A 16,218-nucleotide genomic window follows, 5' to 3' on the forward strand; every position below is an offset into this window, starting at 1 on the left:
GGGTAGGGTGGGCTTCAGCCCACAAACACACAATACGATCAACCATCCAGCAATGGCCAGATGGTGAACAAATCCCCAAGAGGGTGCGGCTCAGGCAAACGCCAGTCACCGCCAGAGAAGACGAGGCAGCTATGCGCATTTCCACTGTTCAGGCGTTCAACAACGGCGTGCAAGGCCTGCAGCGCAACTACGCCAATGCCATACGCACTCAGGAACAGATCAGCACCGGCAACCGCATCCTCACCCCCGCGGATGACCCGGTCGCCTCGGTACGCCTGCTGCAGCTCGAGCAGCAGCAGAATGTGTTGACTCAGTACAACGACAACCTGACGGCAGCGAAGAACAGCCTGAATCAGGAAGAGGCCACGCTCAATTCGGTAAACACCGTCATACAGCGCGTTCAGGAACTTGCCGTGCGAGCAGGCAATGGTTCGCTGGGTGTCGAGGAGCGCAAGTCCATCGCTGCCGAGCTGCGCGAGCGCGAGGACGAGTTGCTGGGCCTGATGAACACCAAGAACGCCCGTGGTGAGTATCTGTTCTCCGGGTTCCAGGGCAAGGCTGAGCCTTTCACTCGTAACGCCGATGGCACTTATTCCTACCAAGGGGATGAAGGGCAACGCAAACTGGAAATTGCCAGCTCCCTGAGCGTGGCTATCAGCGATAACGGCAAAAGAGTATTCCAGAACGTCACCAACGCTGGCCGTCTGGATGCGGCCGTCACCGCGCAGCCCGGCTCTACCCTCCGTGCTTCAACGCCTCTGGTGCAGGACGAAGTGGCATTCAGCGCAACGCCTGCCTTCCCTGAGGGGGGGATAGATATCGTTTTCGGCAACCCCGATGCCAACAGCTACGAGATCTTCGCTGCCGGAACCACTACGCCGGCGCTGGGTACCGGATCCATGGACGAAGAGCCTGGCTCGACTGACAAGCTGGTGTTCCGCGGCGTAGTGGTCAATTTCGACGGTGCGCCCGCAAGCGGCGATACCGTAACCGTCACTTCTGACCCTAACCGGCAAAAGCAAGGCTTGCTCGATACCATAGGCAGCCTGCGCAAGTCTCTCGAAGACGCACCAGCGACCGAGGAGGGCAGTCGTCTTGCCCGTGACGCCGTGGCGCAAGCGATTACCAATCTGTCGCATGCCAGCACCACGGTCGACAGCACACGTGGTGAAATCGGCGCACGCCTGAACGTTGTCGAGAACACCCTCACCGATAACGAAGACGTTGGCCTGATCAATAAGTCGGTACAGGCCGAGCTACGCGAACTGGATTATCCCGAAGCGCTTTCGCGCTTGTCGTTCCAGACATTGATTCTCGAGGCTGCGCAACAGAGTTATGTGAAGGTGAGTAGTCTGAATCTGTTCAACAAGCTTTGATTGAGCGATCGGGTGTTGGCTTTGAAAATTAAATATTTAAGATTAAATATTTTGCGACTGTTCAGGAGCAATGATTGTGTTGGCAGTTAATGAGTATCTTCCTCAAGAGTCGCTGAATTTTTTTAATACCAGTATTTTTTTCAAGCTCCATGCCACGTCTAATAGTTATTATTTTCAGTGGCTGGTACATGAAAGGCCGGTGTTAACCCTGAATCTGTCAGAAACAGAAGAAGGTTGCTATATTAGTCCGGTGCGTGGCACCTATGGTGGGATAGATGGTATTACGAATGTTCGGCACTCAGAGAGTATCGCTTTTATTAACGAAGTAGAGCGCTTTTTGACTGAGCGCGGGGCTAGTAAGGTAAGAGTTTTATTACCGCCAAGTTTTCATGATCTTCATGGCGTGTCTTTACAGCAATTCTTGCTAGAGTCTCAAGGCTATCACAGCGTATTTTGCGATATTAACTATAGCGCACCGGTAGATGCCGTCGCTTTTGAAGCGCGGACATGTTCCGATAGCAAACGGCGCTTGAAAAACTTGAGGTCAAGCGGACTCTCTGTCACGCGAGGGGGCTCAGAGATGCTTGAAAAGGTATATGGTTTGATAGAAATTCATCATTCCGCTAAGGATTTCCGTTTAAGCATGACAATGGAACAATTGGCTTTAATGCTGAATGTATATCCTGATAATTTTGAGCTTTTCTGTGGTGAGCTGGATGGGGTCTGTATAGCTGCAGTTATTGGTGTTCATTTGAATGATAATATTTTTTATATATTCAAAATTGCTGACTTGCCTGGCTATGCAAATTTTAGCCCCTCAATCGCGATGGTACAGGCTTGCTACGATCAAGCCTATCAGCGTGGATGTAAATTCCTAGATTATGGGATTTCCTCAGTCGCTGGGGTTCCAAATTTGGGCCTTATGAATTTTAAACGTGGCCTAGGCTTCAGTGAAACGTTGAAAGTGACAATGGAGAAGTCCCTTGGATCGTGATATTGAGCGCTATGCTGCTAGTTATTCTGAAATGCCGTTCGAACCTGTCCAGGCTGAATTTCGGCGCGCTTTTGTTTTAGAGCAAATTGAGCGCATGGCGCCGCGTTCTATACTTGAAGTCGGATGTGGTTGGAATCCTCTGTTCATGGATGTCCAGAGTAAAATTAAAATATGCACAGTTGAACCTTCACAGCAGTTCTATGACCATGCATGTAGTTTGATCAAGGGGCACGGTAACGCAAGGCTCATACAAGGTTTCTTGGAAGAGGTTGCTCTGGAAGATATTGGGACTTTTGACTTGGTAATTTTGAGTGGCGTGCTTCATGAGGTTTCGCAGCCTTTAGCGCTTCTTGAGTCAGCTAAAAGATTTTGCTCCGCTCACAGTCAGCTGCACGTCAATGTTCCCAATGCTAAATCTTTTCATCGTTTACTTGCCTTGGAGATGGGGTTGATAGAAAGCCTCTACCAGCTATCTGAAAGTCAGCGGGCCTTGGAGCAAAACAATACTTTTGATCTAGATAGCCTATCTGCTCTTCTACAGGACGCTGGTTTCGTTGTTGGGGATGCCGGAAGTTACTTCGTCAAACCATTTACGCATAAACAGATGCAGTCTCTGATTGATCGAGGAATTATCAGTCGTACAATGTTAGACGGCCTAATGAGGTTGTCGAAACATTTTCCTAATAATGGGTCTGAGGTATATGTAAATGCCCGCCTTGCACTATGATCAAGTATTGATCGGTAACAATCTCGCTGTAATGGTTGCTGCATTGGCCTGTGCTGATGCAGGACAGCGGGTTTTATTGGCGACTGATGGTCTGATTCTAGGAGGACACTTTGCTGGGATTATTGCGGGGGGGAAGCTTTTTGACTTGGGCATGGTTGCCTTAGACCTGAAAGTATCAGGTAAGCAGCTTAATGATGTGCGTTACTATGATCCGGCTATTCGAAATCATAATGCTCATTTTGCCTCTTCAATAAAGGCATTCTTAGGAAGCCTTATCGATATACGTCGTGTCAACTGTCCTCAGGTTTGGCTTGAGGGACGCCGGTATCCTGATTATCTGTTGAGTAATAAGCTTGATGCTTTTCGAGGTGATGTCCTTGTACAAGAAATCACCAATGACCCGCATGGCCAGTCGACGCATTTACATGCGTCCAATAAGGTTTCCGATCCAAATTATCGCGACCTGAGTTATGCTAGCGCATCTGTTTATAATCATGGCAAATATATACATAATCGTTATATTGAACCGGTTTGCCAGAAAATTCTTGGCTGCTCCAGCGAATCAATATCTGCTAGCTTCCATCGCTTGGGATGGTTGCCCCTCTATTATCCCGAGACGCTAAATGAAGTCATTCGGGGGGAAGCCTGTAGCTTGCCTGAATATCCATTTTGGACGACGGATCAAGGTTGTGTCGCTGAACTGGTAAGATTTATTGCTCGCGCATTAGAGTCCCATTCGTTAGTGGATATTGATCGTTCTAGAATGTTGGCGGTTGATTCAACTCAGCAAACACCACGTCTGCGTTTAGAAAGTGGTTTGCCCATTGATTGTCAGCGTTTAGCGGCGGGGCTAGCGGATAGGAGACTGGCTGAGTTAACAGGAGTGCCAGTTATACGTCATTTGCAGCGCATAGATGTGCGTGTGGTTTTTCTCTTGATACACCGAGATAGCATGCCAGCTTTTTTTCCTTGTTTATTTATTGCTGATGAAAAGGTTGCTGCTTATCGAGTCACAGATCAAGACTCGATGGCCGGGCTTGATCCGCAGTGGCATAGGGTGTCTGTGGAGTTTAATCAAGACCAGTTCGTAAAATACTACCCTGACCCGGTTAAAGCCGATGAGGCAGTCTTGCATGAGTTGCTATACCTTTCAGTAGTATCTGAGTTGCGGTCTGCGCATATAGTTAGGACATTGGTAGCGCCCAAGGCTCTTCCTCTTCCTAGCTTGGACAATCTCCCATATCTTGATCAGCCGGTTTTCGATCTAGAGAGGCTTGGGCGCGTCGAGCTTACGGGTAGTTTATTAGGCGCGGCTCTGGCTTCGCTCAATGATCAGATTATTCAAGGAATGAAAATCGCTGCACGCTGATGCAAATCTGACGTGATCACATATAAGGGGGTATTCATGAGTGTGCAGAGCCAGAGAGTTTTACCATTTTTAGATCTGCTTGCTTTGAATCAGCGCTTCAAAGAACAGTTTATAGACGTAACAGAGCGTGTGCTATGTAGTGGGCGTTTTATTTTAGGTATGTACTGCTTGGATTTTGAGAAGGTGTTTGCGAGCTATTGCGGTGTAGCTCACGGCGTAGGTGTTGGCAATGGGCTTGAGTCTCTACAATTGATTTTGAAAGCGTTACTTGAACTTGACCGAATAAAGGTCGGTGATGGTGTTATTGTTCCTGGCAATACTTTTATCGCTACTGCTCTCGCAGTCACTAATAATTCCTTGCGGCTTCAGTTGGTGGAGCCTGATGCTGAATCCTTTAACTTGGATATTAACGAAGTTGAAGCTGCGATTGATGAGCGTACACGTGTAATTATCGCAGTGCACTTATATGGGCGTCTTGCGAATATGAGCGCACTGCGTGAGCTTGCAGAGCGACGTGGGCTTTTGCTAATCGAAGATGCTTCTCAAGCTCATGGTGCTAGCTTTGAAGGCCGTAAGGCTGGTAGCTGGGGAATTGCCGCAGGTTTTAGCCTTTTCCCAGGTAAACCGCTTGGTGCGCTGGGTGACGCGGGTGTAATTGTTACTGATGATCCGGAACTGGCCGAGACCGTTCGAGCTTTGCGCAATTATGGTAGTTACATCAAGTACCAACATGAGTATCTTGGGTCGAACTCTAGGCTCGACGAATTACAAGCTGCATTTTTGCTAATAAAGCTCGACCATCTTGATGCTGACAACCGTGAGAAGGCAAATATTGCCGAAATCTACTGTCAGGGTATAAAAAATAATGCCATATCTCTGCCACGGACGCCTAGTGCCGATGAGGTGCACGCATGGCATATCTTTACAGTACGCAGCACTAAGCGGTCGGCGTTGCAGGCTCATTTATTCAAGGAGGGAATAGAAACACTCGTCCATTATCCATTGCCTATTCATAAGCAGCCTGCTTATTCCGAATATAATCACCTTGCCTTGCCAATAACAGTAGAACTTTCCAATCAGGTGCTAAGTTTGCCCATTTATCCAGGCTTATGTGAGTCAGATATTCAGCGCGTCGTTGCTGCGTGTAATAGTTTTATTGGCTAGTAATTGGTCGATAGAGGAGAGGCTATGTCTCTACAGAACTGCAGAATAATAGATTTACCAAAGATAGAAGATAAACGTGGTAATTTGACTTTTATTGAAGGTGGGCGTCATGTTCCATTCGATATTGGTCGAGTCTATTATTTGTACGATGTTCCTGGTGGTGCTGATCGGGGGGGGCATGCGCATAAAAAATTGCATCAGTTGTTGGTTGCAATTTCAGGAAGTTTCGACGTTACCCTGAGTGATGGGAAGGCAAGCTTCAAGTATAGCTTGAACCGTTCTTATTATGGATTGTATGTTCCTCCGATGATGTGGCGCGACATAGATAACTTTTCCAGTGGCTCGGTATGCTTGGTTTTGGCTTCGGACTATTACTCTGAAGATGACTATTTTCGCGATTATGGTGCTTTCAGTCAGGCCGTTTTGGAACGTTCAGATGCTTAAAATAATTTCGAACTCTCTTGATGCAAACCCGGCTAAGCTACCTTTGGTTACAGTTTGTATTTGTACCTATAATCATGAGAAGTATGTTGCCGAGGCCATTGATTCAGTTTTGCAGCAAACGTATCAGAATATTGAAATCCTTTTGCTTGATGATGCTTCAACTGACAATACGGCATTGATTGTTAAGAGCTATGCAGATAAAAATCCTGAAAAAATAAAAGCTATTTTCCTAGACGTTAATGGTGGTGCTTCTGCCGCCTGTAATCGTGTTTTTTTCTTGGCTGCTGGTGAGTTTGTCGCTTTTCTAGGATCCGATGATCGGATGCGGCCTCTCCGTATCGAGAAACAGGTGGAGTTTCTACTACAAAACCCAGGATGCGTGGGTGTATTCACCGATATCTGTGTAATTGATCAGCAAGGCCGTTCCTTTGAAAGAAGTGTTGTATACGAAAATTTTTTCAATAGGTCTTTGGCGGATTTGCGAATAAATTTACTTAGTGGAAATTTTCTAAATTCACCTTCAGCCATGGTTCGCCGTGACGACATGAGGGCAACGGGCGGATACAATCCTCTTCTGCGTTATGTTCATGACTATGATTTTTGGGGAAAGCTTTTGGCAAGGGGGGAGCTCGGAAAGATTCCCCAAGTATTAACTGACTATAGAGTACATGGTCATAATTTGAGTGTCGGCGTTACGGGGGAAGGCGGTGTCCGGCTCAATATGGAAATAGTCTCGGTTATTATTGGCTTTGTCCGTACTTGGACGCTAGAGATGCTCGCTGGCATACCAGTGTTAACAAGTTTTCAAAAAAGAGACTTGCTGCTGGAACTTATCCAAGTACTTGAGTTGGTGGATCGGAAGTACTTGAAAGTTCCTGCTAATGGCTGCGCGCTGGCTTACGATCTTTCTCTCCAAGTCGCTTGGATAGATTCAGTAAAAGCCCGGCAGGCACAGGCGCGTATTGAAAAAATATTTTCGCAGGGTTTTTCATCTGTAGAGTTGCCCTTTTCAGGTGAAACCCCAATATGGCTTAAATCTCCTGCCCGGAGCTTGGGTGTCAACTTCAATTCTGGACTATCACTTGACAATTGGTTGGCTCGGCGGGTTTTGACCCCCGTTCAGGTAAGGTTGATCGAAGACGTAAGTCGGGGTCAGCAAGTTAGTCTTTCTTTGTTTATCTTTTGGTCTGGCGAAAATGTCGCCTTATTAAGGCAGACAATTGATAGTCTGGCGAACAGTTCTTCATTAGTTAGAATCAATCCCCTTGTGGTTCTTGCGTCTGATAGTGGTTTTCATTCTGAGTGTGCTGAATTTAAAGATATTGAATTTATTAGTTCCACTGTTGACAGTTTTCATGCGCTGAATGCTTGCATAAGCAGTTGCACGTCTGATTGGGTTCTGCAAGTCCAGGCAGGAGAAGAACTTCGGCCGAGCGGTTCTACTATGCTAGGTTTGGAGTCTTCTGCTGCAAATGCATGTAATGCTCTGTTCTTTGACGAGGTTTATAGTCAGGATGGTTCTGTGTGTGGAATAGCTTTACGTCCTAGCTTTAACCTTGACTATTTTCTCAGTTTTCCCTCTGCGTTATCGCGTCATTGGTTGTTGAGGCCTGCTGTAGTAAATGAGCTTGGTGGCTTCTCAGACCATTGTGGAGGGAGTCATGAGTTCGATCTGATCCTTCGTATGCTCGCAAAATTCGGCACCGATGGGATAGGTCATATAGCTGAGCCGTTGGTTCAATGTAGCTCGCCGTGCTTGATCGATAGTGGGTATGAACGACGTGCTTTAGTTAGCCATCTTAAGCAGCGTGGCTACGAACACTGCTCTGTTGGTGCAGACAAGCCAGGTCGCTACCGGATCGATTACGGTCATGCGCACACACCGCTTGTGTCTTTTTTGATTGTTGCTGGTGATCGCCTCCACTCATTGCAGCGTTGTATTGAGAGCATCCTTGAGAATACTCGCTATCCTTATTATGAATTGCTCATTATTCAATATTATGGCCAACCCGCCGAAGTGAGTTCTTGGCTGAGCGTTTTGGAAGGGCTTGGAGAAACTCGTATTCGTATTATGACGGCTGGAGGCCATAAAGACTCTCGCCAGATGCTGATTAACCAAGCTGCGTTTCAGGCTAATGGTGATTACGTACTGCTTTTTTCAGCCGATGCGGCGGCAGTTAGTGAGGAGTGGTTGAGCGAACTGCTGAATCATGGGCAGCGTCCAGAGGTCGGTTGTGTTGGTCCCAAGTTCCTGTCGTCGGATGGGAAAATAGCGCAGGCTGGTCTGATTCTTGGTTTGACAGGTCCGATCGGCTACCCCGATGTTGGGGAGTCCTTAGATGCACCGGGCTATATGCAGCGGCTTCAGGTTGTACAAAACAGTAGTGTTATAGGCCACGAATGTTTGCTGGTAGAAAAAAAACTTTATTTAGCATTAGGAGGGCTGAGTGAAAGTTCGATTTCTTTTCGTCATGCTGGTGCAGATCTATGTTTGAAGGCTCGTCAGGCGGGTTATCTGACCGTGTGGACACCCTTTGCGCAGTTGATGCTTGATCGTGTCGACACCACGTTCGATAGCGTTGCAGACCAGGACGCTATGTACGCCAAATGGCTACAGCAATTGCGGCACGACCCGATATACAACCCAAATTTCTCGCTGGCGCAACCTGGGGGCTTTAAGCTTGCCGATACTGCGCTTTCGTGGCGCCCCTTGGCTTCGTGGAAGTCCTTGGTAACTGTCCTTGCTCATCCTTCCGATAACTATGGTTCGGGCCACTACCGAGTGATACAGCCATTCACTGCATTGCAGGAAGCAGGGCTTATTCAAGGTGCGCTGTCTTCCGGCTTAATGCACGTGACGGATCTCGGGCGCTACGACCCGGATGTAGTCGTTTTGCAGAAGCAGATTGGTAATGACCGTTTCGAGGCCATGCGTCGCATGCAGGCGTTTTCACGAGCACTCAAGGTCTACGAACTCGACGACTACCTGCCGAATCTGCCTGTAAAAAGTGTTCACCGGGCGCAGATGCCCAAGGATATTCTGAAATCCATGCGGCGCGGGCTGAGCTATGTAGATCGTTTCGTAGTGTCCACCCAGGCCCTGGCCGAGGCCTGTGGCGGCCTGCACGATGATATCCGGGTAATCGAGAACTACCTGCCACCTGCCTGGTGGAAAGGGCTTGCCAGCCCGCGCAGCCGGTCCGGTAAACCCAGGGTCGGCTGGGCGGGTGGCATAAGTCACACCGGTGATCTGGAAATGATTGCCGATGTGGTGCAAGCGTTGGCCGATGAAGTCGATTGGGTGTTCATGGGCATGTGTCCGGAGAAGCTTCGGCCCTTCGTCAAGGAGATTCACCAGGGGGTCGATATCCTGGCTTATCCGCGTGCACTGGCTGCGCTCAATCTGGATCTGGCGGTGGCTCCGCTGGAGGAGAATCCGTTCAACCAGTGCAAGAGCAATCTGCGCTTACTGGAATACGGAGCCTGCGGCTTTCCCGTCGTCTGCAGCGACGTGCGCAGTTATGAAGGATCGCTTCCCGTCACCCGTGTGAAGAACCGTTACCGGGATTGGGCGGAGGCCATCAGGATGCATGTCGCCGACCTCGATGCATCGGCTCATGCAGGCAGTGCCTTGCACCAACAGGTCATGCGTGACTGGATGCTGGAGGGCGGCAACCTGATTGCCTGGCGGCATGCTTGGTTGCCTGACTGAAGGCGCACGTAGCGGCGCGATTCATCGGACTCAAGAATTCGTGAAGCGCGCCGACATGCTGTTCAGGATAAGGTTGAAGAGTCATGGCTCCCAGGCTGTCAAGGGAGTCGCAAAAAAATTCAACTTCTCTCCTAAAGCTTCGCAGATTCAGGTCGATAAAGAGTATGAAAGCGAACTCAATGTTGCCTGAGCATTGCAGGCCAGAGTCGCAAGCCCAGGCAAACACGTTAGTGTCCGATGGAGGACAAACATCATGGCTTTGACCGTAAACACCAACATTGCGTCGTTGAACACTCAGCGCAACCTGAACACTTCGTCCAACGCGCTCAACACCTCCCTGCAGCGTCTGTCGACCGGTTCGCGCATCAACAGTGCCAAGGACGATGCGGCTGGCCTGCAGATCGCCAACCGCCTGACCAGCCAGGTGAACGGCCTGAACGTGGCGGTGAAGAACTCCAACGACGGCATCTCCATGGCGCAGACCGCTGAGGGCGCACTGCAGCAGTCGACCACCATCCTGCAGCGTATGCGTGACCTGTCCCTGCAGTCGGCCAACGGCTCGAACAGCGAAGGCGAGCGTAAAGCACTGAACTCGGAAGTGACCGAGCTCAAGAAAGAGCTTAACCGTATCTCCAACACCACTACCTTTGGTGGCAAGAAGCTGCTGGATGGTAACTTCGGCACCACCACCTTCCAGGTAGGTAGCGCAGCCAACGAAACCATCAGCGTGAAGATCGACGAGATGAGCACTTCGTCGCTGAAGGGTAAGTATTACGAAGGGACCATCGCTTCGGGTAGTGGCACTGCGACTGCTTCTGGCACCGTTACGGTTTCCGGAACTGTGAATGGTACAGATTTCTCGGTTGACGTAACCGTGGCCAGTGGATCAACAGGGGAGCAGTTCAGTCAGGCTGTTGCTACTGCTATCAACGATGCCAACATCGGGGTCGGTGCTTTCGTGGACGACACTGGAGCCACCACTCTGATTTCTGGTCAGAACACAGATGGTACGGCGAATGCGCTTTCTGCTTTGAGTGTTAGCGGTACCGTGGCTGGTATCACTGCTGGTGCTTATGCTAGTGGCACAGCTGTCACCGAAACAGAAATGACCAACATCGACGTCAGCACCGTACAAGGTGCCCAGGAGTCGGTAATCGTCATCGACCAGGCTATCCAAGCGATCGACAAGCAACGTGCCGACCTCGGTGCTGTGCAGAACCGCTTCGAGAACACCATCGGTAACCTGCAGAACATCGCAGAGAACGTTTCGGCTGCACGTGGTCGGATTCAGGATACGGACTTCGCGGCAGAAACCGCGAACCTGACCAAGAACCAGATCCTGCAGCAGGCCGGTACTGCGATCCTGTCTCAGGCCAACCAGCTGCCGCAGGCGGTGCTCAGCCTCCTGCAGTAAGCCAAGTCGGCTAGGCTGCTCTAAACTCCGGGGGGAAGTGCATAGCGCTTCTCCCCGTTTTGCCTTGCGAGGTAAAAGAAATGGACATCGCAATAAATAGTTTGTCGCCAGTACTGGCAAAGCCCACAGGTACGTCTGTACCTGCTGCGTATGCCGGGGCGGCAGCTTCTTCAGAAGCGTCTAGTGACCAGCCTGCTGTGCGTCAGGGGCAGGCCGCGGCTGAAGATGCGGGGCAGATGTACGAGCAGGTGGATAATGCTGTCACGTCCATCCAGAGTTTCGTACAGAACATTCGGCGTGATCTCAATTTCAGCGTCGACGACTCGAGCGGCAGGGTTGTGGTCAAGGTCACCGACCGTGCTTCAGGTGATGTCATTCGCCAATTGCCGTCTGAAGAGGCATTGCGTTTGGCAGAGAGTCTGGAAGAGGTGCGCAGTCTCCTGTTCAAGGCCGAGGCCTGACATGGCTCGGTTTTTGAATGCAGGATGGGACTGAATGAACTTTCACGCATGAGCGTCAATATCGTGACGGAGTAGATTATGGCTATTGGTGGAGTTTCGACAGGCATCAACTCAGGGCTGCCCATCTCTGATTTGGTTACGGCGATGGTCAACGCCGAGAAGGCGCCCAAGGAAGCGCAGCTGGCGCGCCTGTCGACGTCGACGACCACCAAGCTGTCTGGCTTGGGGCAACTGAACAGCGCGCTCGGCGAATTCCAGACCTCGCTCAAGGATCTCAACAGCGCGACGCTGTTCGAGAAACGTACTGCCACGTCATCCAACACCAGTGCGCTGACGGCCACTGCCGGTAAGACGGCATCAGCTGGCAACTACCAGGTGACCGTGGACAGTCTCGCTTCGGCCAGCAAGGTAGCGACGAAAGCTCTGGACGGCACCTTCAAGAGTGGAGCTGGCGACGAGACGCTGAGTGTCAAGCTCGGCGAAAGCGGTACCGCTATCGATGTGAAGATTACCGCAGGGTCTGACCTTGCCAGTATTCGTGACCAGCTCAATACCGCGTTGAAGGGGAAGGGCGTAACCGTCAGCACGATCAACGATCCTGCCAGTGGCAAGTCTCGCCTGGTTTTCAGTGGTAACGAGACGGGCGAGGGCAAGGACGTCATCGTTTCCGGCAGTGGCGATCTTGCCGGTCTCAGTGTCGATGGTCGTAACAAGCTCGCTACGGGTGATGACTCCGCTGCCGGATTTATCGTCCAGGCGGCCAATGCCAAGTTCTCCATCGATGGTCTTGCGCTTACCAGCCCGACCAACTCGATCAAGGGTGCGATCGCTGACGTCAGCTTCGAGTTGCTTGCGGCAACCGAAAAGGACAAGCCACTGACCCTCAAGGTCGGTGAGGACAATGCCGGCGTCAAAGCAGGTATCAAGAAATTCGTCGATGCCTATAACAAGCTGATCAATACCACCAACGATCTGACCCGCGTCACCAAGGTCGGTGAGGATGGAACGCCGTTGGTCGGTGGTCTTGTAGGGGACTCGACCGTTCGAAATCTGCTTGGCGGTATTCGCAACGAGTTGGTGAACCCTGTTGGCGGTGATGGTGTGAAGGTGCTGGCGGATCTGGGCATTACCACCCAGAAGGACGGTACGCTGAAAATAGAGGACACCAAGCTCGATGCCGCACTGAAAAGCAATTTCGATGCGGTCGGGTCATTTTTCCTTGGTGATACCGGCTTGGCGAAGCGTCTCGATGGTCAGGTCGCTGCATACAGCCAGACGGGCGGCATCCTTTCGCAGCGTATGCAGGCGTTGGAGTCCACCCGAACCGATATCAAGAAGCAAACCGAAGATCTCAAGCTGCGTGTCGATAGTATGCAGAAGCGCTTGCTTGCTCAGTTCAACGCGATGGACGCTCTGGTCGGTCAGTTGAATGGTACCAGCAGTCAGTTGCAGAACACGCTTTCCAGTCTGCCCGGTGTAGTGAAGAAGAGTAGCTAAATGAACGGTCCTATCGATACTTACAACAGCGTCAAAACCAGTCAGGTCGTTACGCCTTATCAGGCGGTACACCTCCTTCTAGATGGCGCCATCGAGCGAATCTCACTGGCGCTGCTGGCACAGCAGCAGGCTAATCCCGGGTTACGCGGTGAGGCGGTCAGCGGCACGATCTCCATCATCTCGGTACTGCAGTCGAGCCTGGACAAGGAGCTCGGCGGCGAGCTGGCGCAGAATCTCGACAACTTGTATGACTACATCAACCGCCGATTGGTTGGCGTAGCGCTCGACGAGACGCCGCGCAGGTTGGAAGAAGTGCAGGAATTGCTCACGCAGATCCGTGATGCCTGGAAAGCGATTGGCCCAGAGGTCGAGCCCACTGCAAGCTGAGCCGCTCTGCCGCGATCGGCCATACTGCCTTCCTCAGAGTGAGCAGGCCGCCTACTCATGGCGGTTGAGTCGTTGCGCTCCAGCGCGAGCCACCATTTCTGGTTGTCTGAGCGTGTGCGCTCTTCGGTGACAGCCAGTTTCATGGTGTGACTTGGAATCTACATTAATGATTAATCCCCGCTAAAGCTCACGCCCGCCATGCCGATACATTAAGTATTCCCGCTGTACACTGGAGTACATCAGCATGAACGCCATGGCCGCTATGCGTCAGTATCAAAACGTCAACACTCAGGCTCAGGCCGTCGATGCCAGTCCGCATCGTCTGATCCAGATGTTGATGGAAGGTGGCCTGACTCGTCTGGCTCAGGCGCGTGGTGCCATGGAGCGTGAGCAGTTCGCGATGAAGGGTGAACTGATCGGCAAAGCCATTGGCATCATCGGTGGCCTGCGTGCTGGTCTGAACCTGGAGCAGGGTGGCGAACTGGCCGAGAATCTGGATAACCTGTACGACTACATGACCCGTCGTTTGCTCGAAGCTAATCTGAAGAACAGCGTCGAGCCGCTCGATGAAGTTGCCGGTCTGCTGCGTAATGTAAAAACCGGCTGGGACGCAATCGCCCAGTGACAGGCACGCGTGAAAGGAGCATCCCCGTGAATACATCTGTTCAGCGCTTGCAGAGCACCGGTAGCGCCATGCGTCAGGCGTTGTCCACCCAGGACTGGGCTGCCATCGGTGAACTGGACCTGCAATGCCGCCAGGCTGTTGAAGAGGCAATGGTCGATGCCGCGGATGACGACGGCGCCCTGCGCGCTCGTATGCAGGAACTGTTGGATCTGTACAAGGATTTGGTGAGTGCCTGTCAGGCCGAACGTCAGCGGCTGGCCGGTGAGTTGATTCAATTGAATCAATCGCAACAAGGCGCTAAGGTCTATCAGCTGTTCGGCTGATCTGCCTAATCAGATCATGGGCCGAGGCGATCTGCGCCTTGCCCGTCATCGCATGACTTCACCCCTGCACCGGGATGAATCCACCAGCTGTCGCGAAATATCACCCCGCCAATTTTTTAGTTAACAAAAAAACACGCCATAAAATTGACTAAGCGCCAATAATTGTCTTAACTGCTGGCCAAATGCTGGCGCTAAAAGGCGTTAGGTGGCTTTTTCTTTCTGGGCCAGACCAACTATGTGGCGTGAAACCAAACTCCTGCTGATTGATGACAACCTCGAGCGACGCCGTGATGTATCGGTGATCCTCAATTTTCTCGGCGAGGATCATCTGGCCTGCGGCAGTGGCGATTGGCGCGAGATGGCCGATCAGTTGGAATCCAGCAGAGTCGTGCTTGGCGTATTGCTCGGCGAGGTCCGGCTCAAGGGTGGAGCCCTGGACCTGCTCAAGCAGTTCGCTGCATGGGATGAGTTTCTCCCTGTGCTGTTGATCGACGAGCATGCCATCACCGAATGGCCGGAAGAGTTTCGCCGTCGCGTGCTCGCCACGCTGGAAATGCCGCCCAGCTACAACAAGCTGCTGGATTCTCTGCACCGTACCCAGGTGTACCGCGAAATGTACGACCAGGCTCGCGAGCGTGGTCGGCAGCGTGAGCCGAACCTGTTTCGCAGCCTCGTAGGCACCAGTCGGGCCATTCAGCAGGTGCGGCAGATGATGCAGCAGGTGGCCGATACCGAAGCCAGCGTGCTGATCCTCGGCGAGTCGGGCACCGGCAAGGAAGTGGTTGCGCGCAACCTGCATTACCATTCCAAGCGCCGTGAAGCGCCCTTCGTGCCAGTGAACTGCGGCGCGATTCCCGCGGAATTGCTGGAAAGTGAATTGTTCGGCCATGAGAAGGGGGCCTTCACCGGCGCAATCACCAGCCGTGCCGGGCGTTTCGAGCTGGCCAATGGCGGTACGCTGTTCCTCGACGAGATTGGCGACATGCCGCTGCCCATGCAGGTCAAGTTGCTGCGTGTGTTGCAGGAGCGCACCTTCGAGCGTGTGGGCAGCAACAAGACCCAGAATGCCGATGTACGAATCATCGCCGCGACGCACAAGAACCTCGAGAACATGATCGAGGGTGGAAGTTTCCGTGAGGATCTGTATTACCGTCTCAACGTGTTCCCCATCGAGATGGCGCCGTTGCGTGAGCGCATCGAAGATATTCCGTTGCTGATGAACGAATTGATTTCGCGCATGGAGCACGAGAAGCGCGGCTCCATTCGATTCAATTCGGCAGCGATCATGTCGCTCTGCCGACATGACTGGGCGGGCAACGTTCGTGAGCTGGCCAACCTGGTCGAGCGCATGGCGATCATGCACCCCTATGGGGTCATCGGCGTTGGCGAGCTGCCGAAGAAGTTCCGCCATGTGGATGATGAAGACGAGCAAATGGCGGCCAGCCTGCGCGAGGAGCTCGATGAGCGTGCGGTATTGACCTCCGCTTCGCCAAGCCTGGGGTCGTCGGCCATGCTGCCTGCCGAGGGGCTGGACCTGAAGGATTACCTCGGTAATCTGGAGCAGGGTCTTATTCAGCAGGCGCTGGATGACGCTGGCGGGATCGTGGCGCGTGCTGCCGAGCGGCTGCGCATTCGTCGTACCACCCTGGTGGAGAAGATGCGCAAGTACGGCATGAGCCGGCGCGAGGACGAGGCCGGCGACGAGTAGGTCGCTGGCCGAAGCGA

The 16,218-nt window shown here is 51.9% G+C and carries 14 protein-coding genes; all 14 read left to right on the forward strand.

Annotated features, from left to right (window positions below; translation table 11 throughout):
* Positions 1-131: 131 nt before the first annotated feature.
* Entirely contained in the window at positions 132-1,376 is a 1,245-nt protein-coding gene (gene flgL / locus QRN22_RS08360; RefSeq protein ID WP_042553097.1) for a flagellar hook-associated protein FlgL, read from the forward strand.
* A gap of 76 nt (positions 1,377-1,452) precedes the next feature.
* Positions 1,453-2,370: a GNAT family N-acetyltransferase gene (locus QRN22_RS08365; protein ID WP_179538696.1), complete on the forward strand. Its 918-nt coding sequence runs from the start codon at positions 1,453-1,455 to the stop codon at positions 2,368-2,370.
* Positions 2,360-3,097, forward strand: a complete 738-nt coding sequence (locus QRN22_RS08370) for a class I SAM-dependent methyltransferase (protein WP_042553095.1) — start codon at positions 2,360-2,362, stop codon at positions 3,095-3,097. Before QRN22_RS08365 ends, QRN22_RS08370 begins: the two co-directional genes overlap by 11 nt.
* Positions 3,078-4,466 carry a hypothetical protein gene (locus QRN22_RS08375; protein ID WP_156152676.1) on the forward strand — a complete coding sequence of 463 codons (1,389 nt, stop codon included), beginning with the start codon at positions 3,078-3,080 and terminating at the stop codon, positions 4,464-4,466. Before QRN22_RS08370 ends, QRN22_RS08375 begins: the two co-directional genes overlap by 20 nt.
* 36 nt (positions 4,467-4,502) lie before the next feature.
* On the forward strand, positions 4,503-5,630 hold the full coding sequence (locus tag QRN22_RS08380) for a DegT/DnrJ/EryC1/StrS family aminotransferase (protein WP_082045752.1): 1,128 nt from the start codon (positions 4,503-4,505) through the stop codon (positions 5,628-5,630).
* Between the two features lie 24 nt (positions 5,631-5,654).
* Positions 5,655-6,074, forward strand: a complete 420-nt coding sequence (locus tag QRN22_RS08385) for a sugar 3,4-ketoisomerase (protein WP_082045750.1) — start codon at positions 5,655-5,657, stop codon at positions 6,072-6,074.
* Positions 6,067-9,786: a glycosyltransferase gene (locus QRN22_RS08390; RefSeq protein WP_197076986.1), complete on the forward strand. Its 3,720-nt coding sequence runs from the start codon at positions 6,067-6,069 to the stop codon at positions 9,784-9,786. Before QRN22_RS08385 ends, QRN22_RS08390 begins: the two co-directional genes overlap by 8 nt.
* A 253-nt stretch (positions 9,787-10,039) precedes the next feature.
* Entirely contained in the window at positions 10,040-11,200 is a 1,161-nt protein-coding gene (locus tag QRN22_RS08395; protein ID WP_042553091.1) for a flagellin, read from the forward strand.
* An 80-nt stretch (positions 11,201-11,280) separates the two neighbouring features.
* Positions 11,281-11,661, forward strand: a complete 381-nt coding sequence (locus QRN22_RS08400; RefSeq protein WP_042553090.1) for a flagellar protein FlaG — start codon at positions 11,281-11,283, stop codon at positions 11,659-11,661.
* 78 nt (positions 11,662-11,739) lie between these two features.
* Positions 11,740-13,158 carry a flagellar filament capping protein FliD gene (gene fliD / locus QRN22_RS08405; protein ID WP_042553089.1) on the forward strand — a complete coding sequence of 473 codons (1,419 nt, stop codon included), beginning with the start codon at positions 11,740-11,742 and terminating at the stop codon, positions 13,156-13,158.
* On the forward strand, positions 13,159-13,545 hold the full coding sequence (gene fliS, locus QRN22_RS08410) for a flagellar export chaperone FliS (protein ID WP_042553088.1): 387 nt from the start codon (positions 13,159-13,161) through the stop codon (positions 13,543-13,545).
* A gap of 244 nt (positions 13,546-13,789) precedes the next feature.
* Positions 13,790-14,170 (forward strand): flagellar export chaperone FliS, encoded by a 381-nt coding sequence (gene fliS / locus QRN22_RS08415; protein ID WP_042553087.1) that lies wholly within the window; start codon positions 13,790-13,792, stop codon positions 14,168-14,170.
* 26 nt (positions 14,171-14,196) lie between these two features.
* Entirely contained in the window at positions 14,197-14,493 is a 297-nt protein-coding gene (locus QRN22_RS08420) for a flagellar protein FliT (RefSeq protein WP_042553086.1), read from the forward strand.
* A 235-nt stretch (positions 14,494-14,728) separates the two neighbouring features.
* A complete protein-coding gene (locus QRN22_RS08425; RefSeq protein ID WP_042553085.1) occupies positions 14,729-16,201 on the forward strand; it encodes a sigma-54 dependent transcriptional regulator in 1,473 nt (490 codons plus the stop codon).
* Positions 16,202-16,218 lie beyond the last annotated feature (17 nt).

The sequence above is a fragment of the Pseudomonas sp. MEJ086 genome (genome assembly GCF_030209025.1).
Lineage (GTDB): Bacteria > Pseudomonadota > Gammaproteobacteria > Pseudomonadales > Pseudomonadaceae > Aquipseudomonas > Aquipseudomonas fulva_A.

Coding starts and splice junctions, on each gene's coding strand:
- flgL (WP_042553097.1), top strand. CDS start 132: ATGCGCATTTCCACTGTTCAGGCGTTCAACAACGGCGTGCAAGGCCTG.
- QRN22_RS08375 (WP_156152676.1), top strand. CDS start 3,078: ATGCCCGCCTTGCACTATGATCAAGTATTGATCGGTAACAATCTCGCT.
- QRN22_RS08380 (WP_082045752.1), top strand. CDS start 4,503: ATGAGTGTGCAGAGCCAGAGAGTTTTACCATTTTTAGATCTGCTTGCT.
- QRN22_RS08385 (WP_082045750.1), top strand. CDS start 5,655: ATGTCTCTACAGAACTGCAGAATAATAGATTTACCAAAGATAGAAGAT.
- QRN22_RS08390 (WP_197076986.1), top strand. CDS start 6,067: ATGCTTAAAATAATTTCGAACTCTCTTGATGCAAACCCGGCTAAGCTA.
- QRN22_RS08395 (WP_042553091.1), top strand. CDS start 10,040: ATGGCTTTGACCGTAAACACCAACATTGCGTCGTTGAACACTCAGCGC.
- QRN22_RS08400 (WP_042553090.1), top strand. CDS start 11,281: ATGGACATCGCAATAAATAGTTTGTCGCCAGTACTGGCAAAGCCCACA.
- fliD (WP_042553089.1), top strand. CDS start 11,740: ATGGCTATTGGTGGAGTTTCGACAGGCATCAACTCAGGGCTGCCCATC.
- fliS (WP_042553088.1), top strand. CDS start 13,159: ATGAACGGTCCTATCGATACTTACAACAGCGTCAAAACCAGTCAGGTC.
- fliS (WP_042553087.1), top strand. CDS start 13,790: ATGAACGCCATGGCCGCTATGCGTCAGTATCAAAACGTCAACACTCAG.
- QRN22_RS08425 (WP_042553085.1), top strand. CDS start 14,729: ATGTGGCGTGAAACCAAACTCCTGCTGATTGATGACAACCTCGAGCGA.